This is a genomic window from Cognatishimia sp. WU-CL00825, assembly GCF_040364665.1.
Taxonomy (GTDB): domain Bacteria; phylum Pseudomonadota; class Alphaproteobacteria; order Rhodobacterales; family Rhodobacteraceae; genus Cognatishimia.
The window spans coordinates 145,988-161,389 of the sequence record NZ_BAABWX010000005.1; the positions used below are offsets into that span (position 1 = coordinate 145,988).

The window sequence follows — 15,402 nt, forward strand, 5'->3', positions numbered from 1 at the left end:
CTCGTTTGGTTTCAATCTTAAGCTCGGGGGGAAATGCGCAAAAATAGTCGCAAAGCCACAAATAACGGCGATTAAGTGCGCTGGGAGAAGTCAAATACGCGTGTTACGTTGGAAAAAAAGCGCCCAGAATTCAGAAGGAACGCCATATGACAGACCGACTTCAACAGGTTTTATCCGACATTGATCAAGCAAATGCCAAGGACCCGCGTGAGGATGAGGGAAAACCCGAAGCCCTGTTGTATGGGCAACGCATGAGCGAAGAATGTGCCAGATTGTTCCCTAATGCATTGGAAACGTTACAGATTGCAGCTCGAGGGCAGCATGTTGAGCGTTGGGTTTTGTTGCGTGCAGATTATCCTGAAGGACGGGCTGGATATTTAACCTGGCGGAAAGATCTTGCAGCACATCACGCCAAAACCGTCGCGGGGTTTATGACAAGCGCCGGATATGAGGCGGAAGACATTGAAGAGGCGGAAAAGATGCTGCGCAAAGAAGGCATCAAACGCAACGAATTGGTGCAATCGCTCGAAGACGTGATCTGTTTTGTGTTTCTCAAGTGGTATTTTGCGCCATTTGCGGCAAAGCACCCGCAAGATAAAGTCCAGCGCATCGTTGAGAAAACCGCTCGAAAAATGTCGGCAGAGGGACGCGCGCGGGTCCTGAGCGAGTTTGAGTTGCCGCCGCAATTGGCCGCCGCCTTTGGATAACCACGTTAAGAATTAATGCGAACAGGGTAGAGATATGACCGACAAGACAGATGGCGAACAGTCTGAAATTCAAGGGGAATTGGTGATCCGAACCATTGCAATGCCTTCAGATACTAACCCGGCGGGGGATATTTTTGGGGGCTGGCTGATGGGTCAGATGGACCTGGCGGCAGGCAACTTGGCCGCTAAGATTGCCGGGGGGCGATGCTCGACTGTGGCCGTTGATGGCATGCAGTTTGTGCGTCCGGTGCGGGTTGGCGACGAAGTGTCGATCTATGCGGATCTGATCAAGACTGGCCGATCATCAATGAGCATTCAAATCCAGGCATTGCGACGGCGGCGGGATCAGAGTCATTCAGAAACAGTGACACAAGCGCGGTTTGTTTTTGTGGCATTGGACGAACAGGGTAATGCACGCGCGCTTTGATACGACTGCAAACCCTCCTTTTTGCATCCCAGCAGCGCGCCGCGTTAAGAAAGCGTTATTTGTACAATTTGTACGTTTCAAGCGCTGAAACGTACGATTCGAAAGGCTTGGTATTGAATAAGCTGCTGCCTGCGAACTGCCGGTTGAAATGGTAAACACATGCCGCAAGGCAAACAAAAACGCCCGTGCTGTTGCACGGGCGTTTTTTAGAAAGTTAACGCAGATTAACGGATGCGCAGCTCTGTTTTTGCGTCAAAGAACATGACTTTTTCCGTCTGATAGCTCACCTTGACCGAAGAGCCCTTTGGCAGAACGTCTTCTTCCTTGGATTCCACCACAACCCGTTCGCCGGTTGCGGCGCGAAGGTACTCGTAAGACACGCCGCCCAGCTGCTCTGCCAGATCCACTTTGACAGTGGATGTGTCAGACGCTGAAACAGTAAGGTGCTGCGGGCGCATGCCCACCAGTACTTCGCTGCCATTGGCTGGCAGGCTGACGGGGGCGTCGATCAATTCGTCATCCAGCGCTGGAACGCGCACTTTGCCGTCTTGAACCACACCATTTAGGAAGTTCATGGATGGGGAGCCAATGAAGCCCGCAACAAATTTGTTGTCTGGATTGCGGAACAGATCCATCGGAGCGCCGACTTGTTCGATGTGACCTGCGCGCAGAACCACGATTTTATCGGCCAAAGTCATCGCTTCGACCTGATCGTGGGTCACATAGATCATGGTTGCACCAATTTCGCTGTGCAGACGCGCGATTTCAACACGCATGTCGACACGCAATTCGGCGTCAAGGTTGGACAGCGGTTCGTCAAACAAAAAGACCTCTGGGCCACGCACAATGGCACGACCAATTGCCACACGTTGACGCTGACCACCCGAGAGCGCTTTGGGTTTGCGCTTGAGATAGTCGTCCAATTGCAAAATCTGGCTCGCCTCGCCGACCTTACGATCGATTTCCGCCTTTGGCACGCCGTTCATCCGTAGGCCAAAACCCATGTTTTCTTCGACGGTCATATGTGGGTAAAGCGCATAGGTTTGGAACACCATGGCGACACCGCGATCTGACGGGTCCGCGTGGGTCACATCGTTTGTTCCGATTGTGATCTTGCCGCCGGTTGTCTCCTCTAGACCGGCAACCATCCGCAACAGTGTGGATTTACCACAGCCTGACGGACCAACGAAGACGCAAAACTCGCCTTCTTGAATTTTCAGGTCCACTCCGTGGATAACCTGAGTTTCGCCATATTTCTTGATGACGTTCGTTAGCTCAACACCTGACATTAAAGCTGATCTCCCAATTTAACTCTGAACGGGGAACTGCCACGCTTTGGCTTCGTCCCCTATGTCTTGAACACATTTCAAGAGAATGGGCCGGAAATCGTCCAGCTCTTTCAATGTGTGTTTTTCTTTCGTGGTTGTGACTGATAGAGCGCCGATCACTCTATTTCCCCCGGAGCGGATCGGCGCTGCTATGCAGATAATCCCCGGTTCGTGTTCTTCTCGGTCATAGGCAAAGCCCTCGGCGCGAATTTTGTCGAGCTCGGCGCATAGGGCTTGGGGTGACGTGAGGGTGGTAGGCGTATATTTTAAATAGGCTTGTTGGGCCAAGGCCCGTTCTAGGGCTGGTTTTTCCATAAAAGCTAAAATGGCTTTGCCGACGCCCGTGCAATAGGCCGGGCCAACTTTGCCCGCAGCCGCAAACATTTCGACCGTCGAAAACTGATTGCGCTTGTCGACATACAGCACCTGACCATTGTCCATTTGCGCTAGGTGGATGGTTTCGCCGGTGCGTTCAGCCAAAAGATCAAGATGACGGCGGGCAACAGGCGCCAATGAGGATTGACCCCAAGCGGCATGGGCCAAGCGCACCAGACGCAAACCCAGGCTATAGGTCTGGCGATCCATGTCGTAGGACAACATCCCCTGATTCGTCAGGGTTTGTAGGAATCGGTAAAGGGTCGCTTTCGGATGCGGGCTGTTTGCCAGCAACTCGGAAAATCTGATTGGGCGCCCTACCTCTGCGACCAAATCCAATATTTCCAACGCCTTACCGACCGTGCCGTCCTTTTTTTCCGGCTTGGTCATTCAATTCTCCTCCTAAGTCCCGTTGCTTTGCAGCTTTCGAAACTTGTTGACAACCCTAGGGACTCGGCGCATTGTTTTCAATAGTTAAAACTCGGTCTCAATATTTGGAACCTAATGGGGAGGAAAACCATGGTCCTTAAATCGAAGTCCATCCTGGCGACGCTCGCTACCACTGTTGCGCTTACAACTGGCGCTTTTGCGGGTAGTCATGCCAAGCTTTCTGGCGATCTTGTCATTTTCTCAGACATGTCTAACCCTGCACCGCGCGCGGTCATGGAAGGCATGGTAGAGCGTTTTGGCGCGATGCATCCTGATCTGAACATCGAGCTGACGGTGATTGACCGCGAAGCTTATAAGACTCAGATCCGTAACTTTTTGACAGCAAACACACCTGACGTTGCAAACTGGTATGCGGCAAACCGCATGAAGCCATATGTTGATGCGGGTCTGTTCGAAGACATCTCTGATGTTTGGGAAGATCCAGCGATGGCTGATCTGGCATCCACCAAAGGTGCGATGACATTGGACGGCAAACAGTGGGGTGTTCCATACACTTACTACCAATGGGGTGTTTACTACCGCAAAGACATCTATGAAGAGCTGGGTCTGAACGAGCCTGCGAACTTTGATGAGATGAAGTCTAACTGCCAGACCATCATCGATTCTGGTCGTGCTTGCTATACAATCGGCACCAAGTTCTTGTGGACTGCCGGTGGTTGGTTTGACTATCTGAACATGCGGACCAATGGTTATGACTACCACGCAAAGCTGACTGGCGGCGAGATCGCTTGGACAGACGACGGTGTGAAGGCGACATTTGCGAATTGGCGTGAGCTGATCGACATGGGCGCGTTCATCGACAACCACACAGCCTATAGCTGGCAAGAATCTCTGCCATTCATCGTTTCCGGTGACGCAGCAGCGATCCTGAAAGGCAACTTTGCGGTTCCACCTCTGCGTGAAGCGGGTCTGGATGACAGCAAACTGGACTTCTATCAGTTCCCAGCGATCACTGAAGGTGTTGCACTGGCGGAAGACGCGCCAACAGATACATTCCACATCCCATCAGGTGCGAAGAACAAAGACGCGGCCAAAGCGTTCTTGAAGTTCGTTGTTTCTGCGGACAACCAGACACTGATCAACAACGGTGACAACCTGGGTCAGCTGCCTGTGAACGCTAAATCCTCTGTAGATAACGACAAGTTCCTGCAGGAAGGTTTCACAATGTTGTCTTCCAACAGCCCTGGCGGTGTTGCACAGTTCTTTGACCGTGACGCTCCTGCTGAAATGGCGAAAGTTGCCATGGAAGGTTTCCAAGAGTTCATGGTGAAGCCTGACAATCTGGACAAAATCCTGGATCGTCTGGATCGCTCTGCAAAGCGTATCTATAAATAATCCATCTCTGAAAGGTGCAGCACGCCCGTGCTGCGCCTTTTTCTCTGAAAATTCGCAGAGATTGCAGGTCCCAAAACTTTCGACGACCTTGGCATTTCTGGCTGCGAATCCCTCACATATCGGAGATTGACTATGTCTTCATCCACCGAAGCTGCGACGCAAACGTCGTGGTATAAGCGGAATGAGATAGCGGTCACCCCTTGGCTCTTTCTTGTGCCAGGTGTCGCCTTCTTTCTGCTTTACGTTATCTATCCTATCTTTTCATCGATCAACGTCTCTTTCTATGACTGGGACGGTCTGGGCGAAGCCTCTTGGGTCGGCCTTGGAAACTACGAAGAACTGTATTGGGACGATGCGTTTTATACATCGTTGCGCAACAACCTGATCTGGCTGGTCCTGTATCTATTGGCCATTCCGGCTGGTTTGTTTATCGCGTTATTCCTGAACCAGACAGTGACAGGCATCCGCCTTTATAAATCGCTGTTTTTCTTCCCCTTCGTGATTTCTCAGGTCGTGGTTGGTCTGGTGTTCACTTGGTTTTATGATCCAAGTTTTGGCCTGCTGAACCAGTTCCTTGGCGTGTTTGGCATTGATCCTGTCAACGTGCTGGGCGACGAAAGGTTTGTGACCTACGGCATTATCGCGGCCGGTCTGTGGCCACAAACGGCCTATTGCATGATCCTGTATCTTACAGGTTTGAATGCGGTTGATCCTGAACAAATCGAGGCCGCGCGTCTTGATGGGGCAAAGGGCTGGCGCATGTTGTGGCACATCATTGTTCCACAGTTGAAACCAGCGACATTTATTGCCTTTGTTGTGACCATCATTGGCGCGTTGCGGTCGTTTGACCTGATTTCGATCATGACAAATGGTGGCCCGTTTGGCGAAAGCCGCGTGTTGTCATTCTATATGTTTGAAGTTGCACTGTCCGAATATGGCTTCCGCATGGGCTATGGTGCGTCTATCGCCGTTGTTCTGTTCATGATCATGCTCTGCTTTATCGCGTACTTCCTGTACTCGATGTACCAAGACGACAAAGGGGGCCGCTGATATGTTTCCGACACCTATCGATAAAACATCGCGCAGCTGGCAGCTGTCTTATCAGGCGCTTTTGCCTGTTGCTTTGATCTTTTGGCTTTTGCCGCTGTTGGCGGTTGCGGTCTTTTCGATCAAACCGGGCGCGGATTTCACCACGGGTAACTACTGGGGATTTCCAACGTCTTTTGAGTTTGCCACCAACTATGGCAAGGTGTTCTTTGCCTCGGATATGCCGCGGTATATGCTGAACTCTGTGATGATCACGGTGCCCACCATGATCGGTTGCGTGGTTCTGTCTTCGATGACGGGCTTTGCCTTGGGCGTTTATAAGTTCAAATCGAACTTATGGATCTTTTTCATGTTTGTGGCGGGTAACTTTGTGCCGTTCCAAATTCTGATGGTTCCGGTCCGTGACCTGACATTGGATATGGGGCTGTATAATACCATTCCTGGACTTGTATTGTTCCATATCGCGTTCCAAACTGGGTTCTGTACTCTGTTCATGCGGAACTTTATTCGTGCGTTGCCTTTCGATCTGATCGAAGTTGCACGGGTTGAAGGCGTCGCAGAATGGCGGATCTTTTGGTATGTGGTCTTGCCGCTTATGAAGCCTGCTTTGGCAGCTATGGCGGTGCTGATCTTTACCTTTATCTGGAACGATTTCTTCTGGGCGATTGTCCTTACGCAGGGGGCTGAAAGTCAGCCGGTCACCGCTGGTATCACGAGCTTTAACGCTCAGTATCGTGCGGCGTATCACCTGATGAGTGCAGGGTCCATTGTCGCCGCTTTGCCTCCGGTTGCTATGTTCTTCCTGATGCAAAAGCACTTTATCGCTGGCCTCACTTTAGGAGCCGTTAAATGATCCAATGTTGGCGTCTTGATGACTCGCGTCAAACGCTCGTACTTGGGTCCCAAAATGACCACCTCGCTGAGGTGGTCTATTGGGGCCCAAGGCTTTCTGATACCGAAAACTTGACCACCCTTTATCAAGCACAGCTGATTGATGTGACGGGTGGCATGCTGGACCAAAACCCAGAACTTTCTATATGCCCCGAGGCGACGCGTACGTTTCCTGGGCAGCCGGGGATGTCTCTCCGTGGCGCAGGCGGCAAGCCGCTGTTGCCAAAATTCTGTTTTGAAAAAGCTGAACAAAAACCCGGCAAATTGACGCTGACGTTCAGTGATAAATCTGAGAAATTGACCTATACGGCCCGTTTTGCCATTGATGAACGCACCCATGTCATCGAAGCGCAGGCGTTTGTCGACAGCGACGCGCCGGTGCATTTGCATTGGCTGTCCGCGCCGGTGTTCCCGGCAACGCAATTCTCGGATGAGATGATTGATTTTGCCGGTCGGTGGTGTGGCGAGTTCCAGATGAACCGCACACCTTGGTCGGCTGGCATGCGCTATCGGGAAAACCGCACGGGGCGCACGGGCCACGAGCATTTCCCCGGTCTGATCGTGCCCTGTCGTGGGGCAACCAATACCTCTGGCCATGCCTATGCTTTCCATTACGGATGGTCCGGTGGGCACCGAATGGCGGCCGAAGAGCTGCCGGATGGGCGTCGCCAGATTCAGTTTGGCCATGCCACGCGAGTTGAAATGGAGGCCGGACGGCATTTCGAAACAGCCAAGCTTTATGCGATGTTTTCGGATGATGGCATCAATGGCTGCGCGATCGCGTTTCAACGGCATTTGCGCGACAATGTGGTGACATGGCCGGATGCGGATCGTCCGCGGCCGGTGCATTACAATTGCTGGGAAGCGGTCTATTTCAACCACAACCTGCCAGAGTTGAAAGACATTGCAAATCGCGCTGCTGATTTGGGTGCGGAACGTTTTGTGCTGGATGACGGTTGGTTTGGTGAGCGTGATGACGACACACAGGCGCTGTCAGATTGGGAAGTTGATCCGCGCAAATACCCAGATGGGTTAAAGCCGTTGATCGATCATATTCACAGTTTGGATATGACCTTTGGCATCTGGTTTGAGCCAGAGATGATTAACGAGAATTCCAACATTCACCGCGCGCATCCTGATTGGGCGCTGGGCGGCGAAGATCAGATTTTGGGGCGTCAGCAAAAAGCGTTGAACATGGCGCTGCCCGAGGTGCGGGACTTTTTGTTTGACCGTATCAGTGCGATTTTGCGCGACCACGATATCGAATATATCAAATGGGATCATAACCGGGTTCTGCCGTCGCCGGATGCGGCGCAGACGCGGGGCTCTTATGCGCTGATAGATCGTTTGCGTGAAGCGTTCCCGCATGTGGAAATAGAAAGCTGCGCCTCTGGTGGGGGACGGATCGACTTTGGTATTCTCAGCCGGACGCAACGTGTTTGGTTGTCAGATTCAAACGACGCGCTGGAACGGTTGCGGATGCAGCATAATGCAGCGATCTTTTTACCGATGGCCGTCACCGGCAGCCATGTTGGCCCACGGGAATGCCACACCTCTGGACGGGTCTTTGACATTCGCTATCGCGCTTGGGTGGCTGCCCAGCGTCATATGGGGTTTGAAATGGACCCGCGCGAGCTGACCGAGGAAGAGGTGACTGTTCTAAAAGAGGTCACGCAGTGGTGGAAAGACAACCGTCATTGGACCATCGGCGCAGATATTTTGCGGTTGGACAGTGCTGATCCTGCGGTGATTGCAGAACAGCAATTGGCTGATGGCGGCGGACGTTTTGTGGTGTTTGCGGGCAAGGCCGACACCTCGGCCCAAATTGCACCACGTCCTCTGTGTCTGACCCGTTTGACCGCTGATGCGACCTATCGGATTGAGTTGATCAACCGCGCAGACGCGCCAGAACTTTCGCGCGGCAACCCCTTGCTGAAAACAGAAACGCTGGAAGTGAGCGGCGCTTACTTAATGAACCACGGCCTAACCCTGCCTTGGAACTTTCCGGGGACGATGTGGGTGATTGAAGGAACCAAGGTATGACCAAGAAAAGACGCAACCGTGATTGGTACGGGATGCTGGACAAAGATGGATTTATTCGCCGTAGCTGGATGAAAAATCAGGGTTTTCCAGATCATGTTTTTGATGGTCGTCCGGTGATCGGGATCTGTAACACCTGGTCGGAACTCACACCGTGCAATTCTGGTCTGCGCGAGCTGGCCGAAGGCGTGAAACGCGGCGTCTGGGAGGCCGGTGGCTTTCCAGTGGAGTTTCCGGTGATGTCGTTGGGCGAAACCCAGATGAAGCCAACAGCGATGTTGTTTCGCAATTTGTTGGCGATGGATGTCGAGGAATCCTGCCGGGCCTATGGCATGGATGGTGTTGTGCTGTTGGGTGGCTGTGACAAGACAACTCCGGGTCAGCTGATGGGGGCCGCCTCGGTCGATTTGCCGGCAATTGTTGTGTCTTCTGGACCAATGTTGAACGGCAAATGGAAGGGCAAAGATCTTGGCTCTGGCACCGATGTGCGCAAGTTCGCGATGGACGTTAAAGCCGGCGACATGACGTTGAAAGACTTTATGGCCACGGAGTCGGGCATGAGCCGTTCCAAAGGCGTGTGCATGACCATGGGCACGGCGTCCACGATGTCTTCGATTTCCGAAGCGATGGGTCTGTCCTTGCCAATGAACGGCTCGTTGCCTGCGGTTGATGCGCGACGTATGGCGCTGGCGCATATGACTGGCAAGCGCATCGTTGAGATGGTTGAGGAAGATCTGAAAATCTCTGACGTGTTGACCAAGGAAAGCTTTGAAAACGCTATTCTGGCAAATGCGGCCCTGGGTGGATCGACAAATGCTGTGGTGCATCTGCTGGCGCTCGCAGGGCGTGTTGGCATTGACCTGACGATGGAAGATTTTGAAATCGGAGGTGAAATTCCTCTGCTGGTCAACTGCATGCCGTCGGGCAAATACCTGATGGAAGACTTTTGTTATGCGGGCGGGGTGCCTGTGGTTCTCAAAGAGATCCAGCACAAGCTGCGCAAGGCCAACACCGTGATGGGCAAAGATATCTCGCATTATTACGAAGAGGCCGAGTGCTATAATCGCGATGTGATTCACGCCTATGATGCGCCGCGTAAACCCGCAGCAGGATTGCGGGTATTACGGGGGAATGTCGCGCCAAATGGTGCCATTGTGAAGCCGTCCGCCGCCAGCGATCATTTGCTAGAGCATGAGGGCGAAGCCTATGTGTTTGAAAGCATCGAAGAATTGAAAGCCAATATCGACCGCGATGATTTACCCGTGACCAAAGACAGCATTCTGGTGCTGAAGCACTGCGGTCCCAAGGGCTATCCGGGCATGCCAGAGGTGGGCGATATGCCCGTACCAGGCAAGCTGGTGAAACAGGGTATTCGCGATATCGTGCGGATTTCTGATGCGCGCATGTCGGGCACGGCTTTTGGCACGGTGATCTTGCATGTGGCCCCAGAGGCGACAGCGGGTGGGCCGATTGCGCTGGTGAAAACCGGGGATCGTATCAAGGTGTCTGCGTCGACCGGTGTTTTGGAACTGCTGGTCTCTGCAGAGGAACTGGACGCGCGTCGCGCCGTTTGGGTGGCTCCAGAGCCGTATTATACCCGCGGGTATGCGAAAATGTATGTTGATCACGTCTTGCAAGCCGATAAGGGCGCTGATCTGGATTTCTTGGTCGGGAAAGATACCCGCCCAGTTACACGGGAGAGCCACTGATGTCAGTGAATGCCACCTTTCATGATCTGAAAGACAAATCTGTTTTTATCACTGGAGGCGGCGCTGGGATCGGTGCCTTCCTGACCGAGGGATTTTTGCAGCAAGGCGCGAAAGTGGCCTTTGTGCAGCGGTCGGATTCCACAGAATTCTGTGATGAGATGGAGCAAAAGCACGGTGTGCGGCCCTTGTTTATCAAGTGTGACATCACCGATATTGCGGCGCTTAAAGCGGCGATGCAGCAAGCCACAGCGGCGCACGGGCCGATCACCGCGCTGGTGAACAATGCCGCCAATGACAAGCGCCACGAAACGCTAGAGGTCGAAGAAGAGTTTTGGGACTGGATGCAGGACATCAACCTGAAAGCCTATTTCTTTGCGTGCCAAGAGGCGATCAAGGGCATGAAGGACGCCGGAGGTGGGTCGATCATCAACTTTACCTCGATTTCCTATATGATGGGCAATGCGGGATATCCGGCCTACACCACTGCCAATTCTGGCATCAATGGCATGACTCGCAGTTTGGCGCGCGAATTTGGCCCGGACCGGATTCGGGTGAATGCGCTGGCCCCTGGCTGGGTTTTGACCGATAAGCAAAAAGAAATGTGGGTCACACCCGAAGCCTTGGACGAGCATCTTGGCCGTCAGTGCCTGAAAGACACATTGGGTCCGGAAGACATTGTTGGCACAACGCTGTTCATGGCATCAGATGCCAGCAAAATGATGACAGGCCAGGCCATGGTCGTAGACGGAGGCGTTGTAGTCACAGGATGAATGACACAACACGGCAAAAACTGGCCCTTGTGGCAGTGGATTGGGGCACCAGCAATCTGCGTTTGACCCTGCTGGATAATTCCGGCGAGGCCATCGGAGAGCGGTCTTCGGATCGTGGCATGGGCTCTTTGGAACCGTCGGAATTTGAAGATGCGTTGCTTGAGCTGATCGACGAGGATTTGCCGCAGGACAAGGTGACCCCGGTGATCTGCTGCGGCATGGTAGGGTCGCGACAGGGTTGGCAAGAAGCGTCGTATTTGACCGTGCCTTGCGCCCCGCCGGATGGGACCCGCGCCACAAGGGTTGCCGTGAATGATCCGCGCCTGTCGCTTTGGATTTTGCCGGGCGTCAAACAAGCGCGCCCTGCGGATGTGATGCGCGGCGAAGAAACCCAAATCGCCGGCTATCTGGCACAAAATCCCGAGTTTGACGGCGTGTTGTGCCTGCCGGGCACCCACACCAAATGGGCGCGCATCAGTGCGGGCGAAATTGTCAGTTTTCAAACCTTTATGACGGGCGAATTGTTTGCGCTTTTGTCCAAGAATTCTGTGCTGCGCCATACGGTGAATGGCGCAAATTGGGATGCGCAGGCCTTTGAAGAGGCCTTGTCAGACGCCATGTCGCGCCCGCAAGGCATCGCCAGCAAATTGTTTGGGCTGCGGGCCGAAAATTTGGTGGGTGATATGAGCCCAACACAGGGCAAAGCGCGGCTGTCAGGCTATTTGATTGGTCTGGAACTGGCCGGTGCGCGGCCCTATTGGCTGGGCATGGAGATCGCGATGATCGGCGCGCCTGCGCTGTCGAAACTATATCAAGACGGACTGGCGGTGCAGGGTGTTTCTGCGTCGGTGCATTCCGTGAAAGACATGACATTGAGCGGCCTGAAAGCCGCCTATTCCGTAGTAAAGGATTCGAACTGATGGGCCGTGAAATAATTGCCATTCTGCGTGGCGTGAAACCGGACGAAGTTGTCGAAATTTGTGAGGGTATTCTTGAGGCGGGCATAGACCGCATCGAAGTGCCGCTGAACTCTCCACAGCCGTTTGACAGCATCGCCAAGATTGTCGACGCCTATGGCAAAGATGCATTGATCGGGGCGGGCACGGTCCTGACCCCTGAAAATGTACAAAAGGTCAAAGACGCGGGCGGCGATTTGATCGTTTCCCCAGATTGCTGCGTGCCGGTGATTGAAAAGACCAAAGAACTGGGCATGCAGTCTTGGCCAGGTGTGATCACACCAACCGAATGTTTTGCGGCGCTGCGTGCGGGTGCGGATGGGCTGAAGATTTTCCCAGGCGATTTGCTGGGCGTGAACGGTGTGAAAGCCGTGCGGGCTGTGTTGCCGCCAGAAACTGCGGTTTACGCGGTTGGCGGGGCTGGTCCTGACAATTTTGCCGATTGGGTGGCTGCGGGCATCACGGGGTTTGGCATTGGCTCTGGCATCTATAAGGTCGGCATGAGCGCCGCAGAGGTGCGCATGAAAGCAGACGCTATTGTGGCGGCTTATGATCGGGTGATGAGCTAATGACTTCGGCGGTTTTTGATGAACGTGTTTGTGAATTGGGCGAGGGGCCGTTGTGGCACCCAACGCGCCAGCAGTTGTTTTGGTTTGACATCTTGGGCCGCCGATTGCTGACCCGCAAGGGCGATGAGGCCCAGGAATGGGTATTTGACGAATATGTATCAGCCGCGGGTTGGGTTGATGACAATACGCTGATGATGGCCTCTGAATCGGGCCTATATCGCCTGAATTTGATCAATGGTGCGCGTAAAAAGCTGGCTGACATTGAGGCAGATAACCCGGTGACGCGGTCAAATGATGGCCGTGCCGATCCGCAGGGTGGATTTTGGATTGGCACCATGGGCATAGATGGTGAGCCACAGGCGGGTGCGATCTATCGCTATTATAAGGGTGAAGTGCGCAAGCTGTTTGGCGATATCACCGTGTCCAATTCGATCTGTTTTGCCCCCTCGGGGGATCTGGCTTATTTCTGCGACACACGCGCCAATAAAATAATGAAAGTGGCGTTGGATTCGCTTGGCTGGCCCGTTGGTACGCCAGACGTCTTTATTGACGTGAGCGCTGAGGGCCTGAACGCGGACGGCTCTGTTGTGGATGCCGAGGGCAACCTGTGGAACGCGCAATGGGGTGTCAACCGCGTGGCGTGTTATGCGCCAGATGGTACGTTTTTGCGCGCTGTATCCTTTGCAGGAGAGCAGACCAGCTGCCCGGCATTTGGCGGGGCTGACCTGAGGTCACTCTTTGTAACAACTGCCGCTGTTGGGTTAGATGGCCCGAACGAAGGCAAAACCTATGTCTGCGAAATGTCCGATGTCAAAGGGCAGGCAGAGCATCAGGTCATCCTGTGAGTTAAGACATGAAAAGAACACTTGGCACCTGCTATTACCCAGAACATTGGGAGAAATCCCTGTGGGCCGATGACGCGCGGCGGATTGTCGAGGCGGGCCTGACATGGGTGCGTATCGGCGAATTTGCCTGGTCACAATTAGAGCCTAAACCAGGCGAATTACGCTTTGAGTGGCTGGATGAAGCCATCGAGGTGCTGGGGGCTGCGGGGCTGAAAGTTGTGTTGGGCACGCCCACCGCAACGCCACCGCGCTGGATGATCGACAAACACCCTGATATGATTGCGGTGGATGTAGACGGCAGGCCGCGCAAGTTTGGTTCACGGCGGCATTATTGCTTTAGCCATACGGGCTATCGCAAGGAATGCGCGCGTATCGTGACGCTGTTTGCCGAGCGTTACGGCAAAAACCCTCATGTGGGGGCCTGGCAGACCGATAACGAATATGGCTGTCACGACACCACCATTTCCTACAGCGATGCAGCGCGTGATGCCTTTCGGGCTTGGTGTGCGGATCGCTATGGATCAATCGAGGCGCTGAACACGGCCTGGGGCAATATTTTCTGGTCGATGGAATATAATAGTTTTGACCAGATTGATTTGCCAAACCTGACCGTAACAGAGCCTAACCCAGCCCATGCGCTGGCCTTCCGTCGCTTTACCAGCGATCAAGTTGTATCCTTCAACCGCTTGCAGACCGATATCATCAAGGCACATTCCAAGGCACCAACCTCGCACAATTACATGGGGCGGATCACTGATTTTGACCACTATAAGGTGGGCGATGATCTGGAGATTGCCACTTGGGACAGCTACCCCATGGGGTTCCTTGAGGATCGGGTTGGGGCGGATGCGGCACATCAAAAGACCTTTGCCCGTCAGGGGGACCCGGATTTTCAGGCCTTTCACCATGATCTTTATCGTGCGGTCGGTAAGGGCCGTTGGTGGGTAATGGAGCAGCAACCCGGCCCAGTGAACTGGGCACCCTATAATCCGGCCCCCTTGCCCGGCATGGTGCGTTTGTGGAGCTGGGAAGCCTTTGCCCATGGGGCCGAGGCGGTGTGTTATTTCCGCTGGCGTCAGGCCCCGATGGCCCAAGAGCAAATGCACGCGGGCATGTTGCGCCCCGATGGCGTGGATGCGCCGGCGATTGTCGAGGCACGTCAGGTGCGCGACGAAATCGCGGCGGCGCCAGATGTGCAGAATGTGCAGGCACCGGTTGCTTTGATCTTTGACTATGACGCGGATGCGGCCTGGGCGGTGCAGCCACATGGGGCGGGGCTGAGCTATTTTGGTTTGGTGTTTGACACCTATAAGGCGTTACGCCGTATGGGTTTGTCGGTGGATATTCTGCGGCCCGAGCAGCGTGATTTTGACGGATACAAACTGGTGCTGGGCCCCGGGCTGATGCATATGGATGCGGGTCTAAAACAGGCTCTAACACAGGTAAAAGCCCAGGTTGTGATCGGTCCGCGCAGTGGTGCGCGCGATCAGAATATGAACATTCCGCTGCCGTTGCCGCCAGCCATTGACGGGTTGGATGTGGTGGTGGATCGTGTGGAATCCCTGCGACCGGATTCACCAGTGTCATTGGGCAATGCTGGGGCGTTTACCGGCTATCGCGAGTTGCTGGAAGGCACCGCGGATGTGGTGCTGCGCACTGCCCAGGGCGAGGCCGCCGTGATGAGCAATGGACACACCAGCTATGTTGCGGGGTGGGCTGACGTGGCTGGTTGGTGCGCGATCTTGACGCCGCTGCTGGAAAAGGCCGGGATAACCGTGATGGATCTGCCGGATGGGCTGCGCGTGCGTGACACCGCAACTGAACGGTTTTGGTTCAACTATGGGGCAGAGGTTGTTCAGTATGATGGGCGCGCATTTGATGCGGCTTCTGTCACGCGAGATGCTTGATAACAGGCTCTAATTGGGCTGAAATTGAAAAAGCGCGGCAGCCTAT

General features: G+C 54.0%; 14 protein-coding genes. 12 read left to right on the plus strand and 2 right to left on the minus strand.

Going from position 1 to position 15,402, the window contains the following annotated elements; translation table 11 throughout:
- The first annotated feature begins 146 nt into the window (after nt 1-146).
- Nucleotides 147-707 (plus strand): DUF4202 domain-containing protein, encoded by a 561-nt coding sequence (locus ABXG94_RS15375; RefSeq protein ID WP_353535680.1) that lies wholly within the window; start codon nt 147-149, stop codon nt 705-707.
- Between the two features lie 34 nt (nt 708-741).
- The gene (locus ABXG94_RS15380; protein ID WP_353535682.1) at nt 742-1,134 is read left to right on the plus strand and encodes an acyl-CoA thioesterase; all 393 of its coding nucleotides are present in this window, start codon (nt 742-744) and stop codon (nt 1,132-1,134) included.
- 224 nt (nt 1,135-1,358) lie between these two features.
- Here ABXG94_RS15380 and ABXG94_RS15385 read toward each other — a convergent pair whose 3' ends face one another.
- Together ABXG94_RS15385 and ABXG94_RS15390 are read right to left on the minus strand one after the other, a co-directional pair.
- Nucleotides 1,359-2,423, minus strand: a complete 1,065-nt coding sequence (locus tag ABXG94_RS15385) for an ABC transporter ATP-binding protein (RefSeq protein ID WP_353535683.1) — start codon at nt 2,421-2,423, stop codon at nt 1,359-1,361.
- Between the two features lie 18 nt (nt 2,424-2,441).
- Nucleotides 2,442-3,227: an IclR family transcriptional regulator gene (locus tag ABXG94_RS15390; protein ID WP_353535684.1), complete on the minus strand. Its 786-nt coding sequence runs from the start codon at nt 3,225-3,227 to the stop codon at nt 2,442-2,444.
- Nucleotides 3,228-3,356: 129 nt separating this feature from the next.
- Here ABXG94_RS15390 and ABXG94_RS15395 point away from each other — a divergent pair, with 129 nt between their 5' ends.
- The 10 genes from ABXG94_RS15395 to ABXG94_RS15440 all read left to right on the plus strand — a co-directional run bounded on the left by ABXG94_RS15395 (nt 3,357) and on the right by ABXG94_RS15440 (nt 15,356).
- Nucleotides 3,357-4,622 (plus strand): ABC transporter substrate-binding protein, encoded by a 1,266-nt coding sequence (locus ABXG94_RS15395; protein ID WP_353535686.1) that lies wholly within the window; start codon nt 3,357-3,359, stop codon nt 4,620-4,622.
- A 132-nt stretch (nt 4,623-4,754) separates the two neighbouring features.
- Nucleotides 4,755-5,672, plus strand: a complete 918-nt coding sequence (locus ABXG94_RS15400; RefSeq protein ID WP_353535688.1) for a carbohydrate ABC transporter permease — start codon at nt 4,755-4,757, stop codon at nt 5,670-5,672.
- 1 nt (nt 5,673) lies between these two features.
- Nucleotides 5,674-6,522, plus strand: a complete 849-nt coding sequence (locus ABXG94_RS15405) for a carbohydrate ABC transporter permease (RefSeq protein WP_353535689.1) — start codon at nt 5,674-5,676, stop codon at nt 6,520-6,522.
- Nucleotides 6,519-8,603, plus strand: a complete 2,085-nt coding sequence (locus ABXG94_RS15410) for an alpha-galactosidase (protein WP_353535690.1) — start codon at nt 6,519-6,521, stop codon at nt 8,601-8,603. Before ABXG94_RS15405 ends, ABXG94_RS15410 begins: the two co-directional genes overlap by 4 nt.
- Nucleotides 8,600-10,309, plus strand: a complete 1,710-nt coding sequence (locus ABXG94_RS15415; protein WP_353535692.1) for an IlvD/Edd family dehydratase — start codon at nt 8,600-8,602, stop codon at nt 10,307-10,309. The genes ABXG94_RS15410 and ABXG94_RS15415 overlap by 4 nt, the downstream gene beginning before the upstream one ends.
- Nucleotides 10,309-11,079, plus strand: coding sequence for an SDR family NAD(P)-dependent oxidoreductase (locus tag ABXG94_RS15420; protein WP_353535694.1), 771 nt, complete (start codon nt 10,309-10,311; stop codon nt 11,077-11,079). The genes ABXG94_RS15415 and ABXG94_RS15420 overlap by 1 nt, the downstream gene beginning before the upstream one ends.
- Nucleotides 11,076-11,999, plus strand: coding sequence for a 2-dehydro-3-deoxygalactonokinase (locus ABXG94_RS15425; protein WP_353535695.1), 924 nt, complete (start codon nt 11,076-11,078; stop codon nt 11,997-11,999). The genes ABXG94_RS15420 and ABXG94_RS15425 overlap by 4 nt, the downstream gene beginning before the upstream one ends.
- Entirely contained in the window at nt 11,999-12,604 is a 606-nt protein-coding gene (locus tag ABXG94_RS15430; protein WP_353535697.1) for a 2-dehydro-3-deoxy-6-phosphogalactonate aldolase, read from the plus strand. Before ABXG94_RS15425 ends, ABXG94_RS15430 begins: the two co-directional genes overlap by 1 nt.
- Nucleotides 12,604-13,449, plus strand: a complete 846-nt coding sequence (locus ABXG94_RS15435; protein ID WP_353535699.1) for an SMP-30/gluconolactonase/LRE family protein — start codon at nt 12,604-12,606, stop codon at nt 13,447-13,449. The genes ABXG94_RS15430 and ABXG94_RS15435 overlap by 1 nt, the downstream gene beginning before the upstream one ends.
- Nucleotides 13,450-13,457: 8 nt before the next feature.
- Complete coding sequence (locus ABXG94_RS15440) at nt 13,458-15,356, plus strand: beta-galactosidase (RefSeq protein ID WP_353535700.1); 1,899 nt, start codon at nt 13,458-13,460, stop codon at nt 15,354-15,356.
- Nucleotides 15,357-15,402 lie beyond the last annotated feature (46 nt).

What these genes read in the sequence shown, in the direction of transcription:
- ABXG94_RS15375 (WP_353535680.1), top strand. Translation starts at nt 147, where the DNA reads ATGACAGACCGACTTCAACAGGTTTTATCCGACATTGATCAAGCAAAT.
- ABXG94_RS15380 (WP_353535682.1), top strand. Translation starts at nt 742, where the DNA reads ATGACCGACAAGACAGATGGCGAACAGTCTGAAATTCAAGGGGAATTG.
- ABXG94_RS15385 (WP_353535683.1), bottom strand. Translation starts at nt 2,423, where the DNA reads ATGTCAGGTGTTGAGCTAACGAACGTCATCAAGAAATATGGCGAAACT.
- ABXG94_RS15390 (WP_353535684.1), bottom strand. Translation starts at nt 3,227, where the DNA reads ATGACCAAGCCGGAAAAAAAGGACGGCACGGTCGGTAAGGCGTTGGAA.
- ABXG94_RS15395 (WP_353535686.1), top strand. Translation starts at nt 3,357, where the DNA reads ATGGTCCTTAAATCGAAGTCCATCCTGGCGACGCTCGCTACCACTGTT.
- ABXG94_RS15400 (WP_353535688.1), top strand. Translation starts at nt 4,755, where the DNA reads ATGTCTTCATCCACCGAAGCTGCGACGCAAACGTCGTGGTATAAGCGG.
- ABXG94_RS15405 (WP_353535689.1), top strand. Translation starts at nt 5,674, where the DNA reads ATGTTTCCGACACCTATCGATAAAACATCGCGCAGCTGGCAGCTGTCT.
- ABXG94_RS15410 (WP_353535690.1), top strand. Translation starts at nt 6,519, where the DNA reads ATGATCCAATGTTGGCGTCTTGATGACTCGCGTCAAACGCTCGTACTT.
- ABXG94_RS15415 (WP_353535692.1), top strand. Translation starts at nt 8,600, where the DNA reads ATGACCAAGAAAAGACGCAACCGTGATTGGTACGGGATGCTGGACAAA.
- ABXG94_RS15420 (WP_353535694.1), top strand. Translation starts at nt 10,309, where the DNA reads ATGTCAGTGAATGCCACCTTTCATGATCTGAAAGACAAATCTGTTTTT.
- ABXG94_RS15425 (WP_353535695.1), top strand. Translation starts at nt 11,076, where the DNA reads ATGAATGACACAACACGGCAAAAACTGGCCCTTGTGGCAGTGGATTGG.
- ABXG94_RS15430 (WP_353535697.1), top strand. Translation starts at nt 11,999, where the DNA reads ATGGGCCGTGAAATAATTGCCATTCTGCGTGGCGTGAAACCGGACGAA.
- ABXG94_RS15435 (WP_353535699.1), top strand. Translation starts at nt 12,604, where the DNA reads ATGACTTCGGCGGTTTTTGATGAACGTGTTTGTGAATTGGGCGAGGGG.
- ABXG94_RS15440 (WP_353535700.1), top strand. Translation starts at nt 13,458, where the DNA reads ATGAAAAGAACACTTGGCACCTGCTATTACCCAGAACATTGGGAGAAA.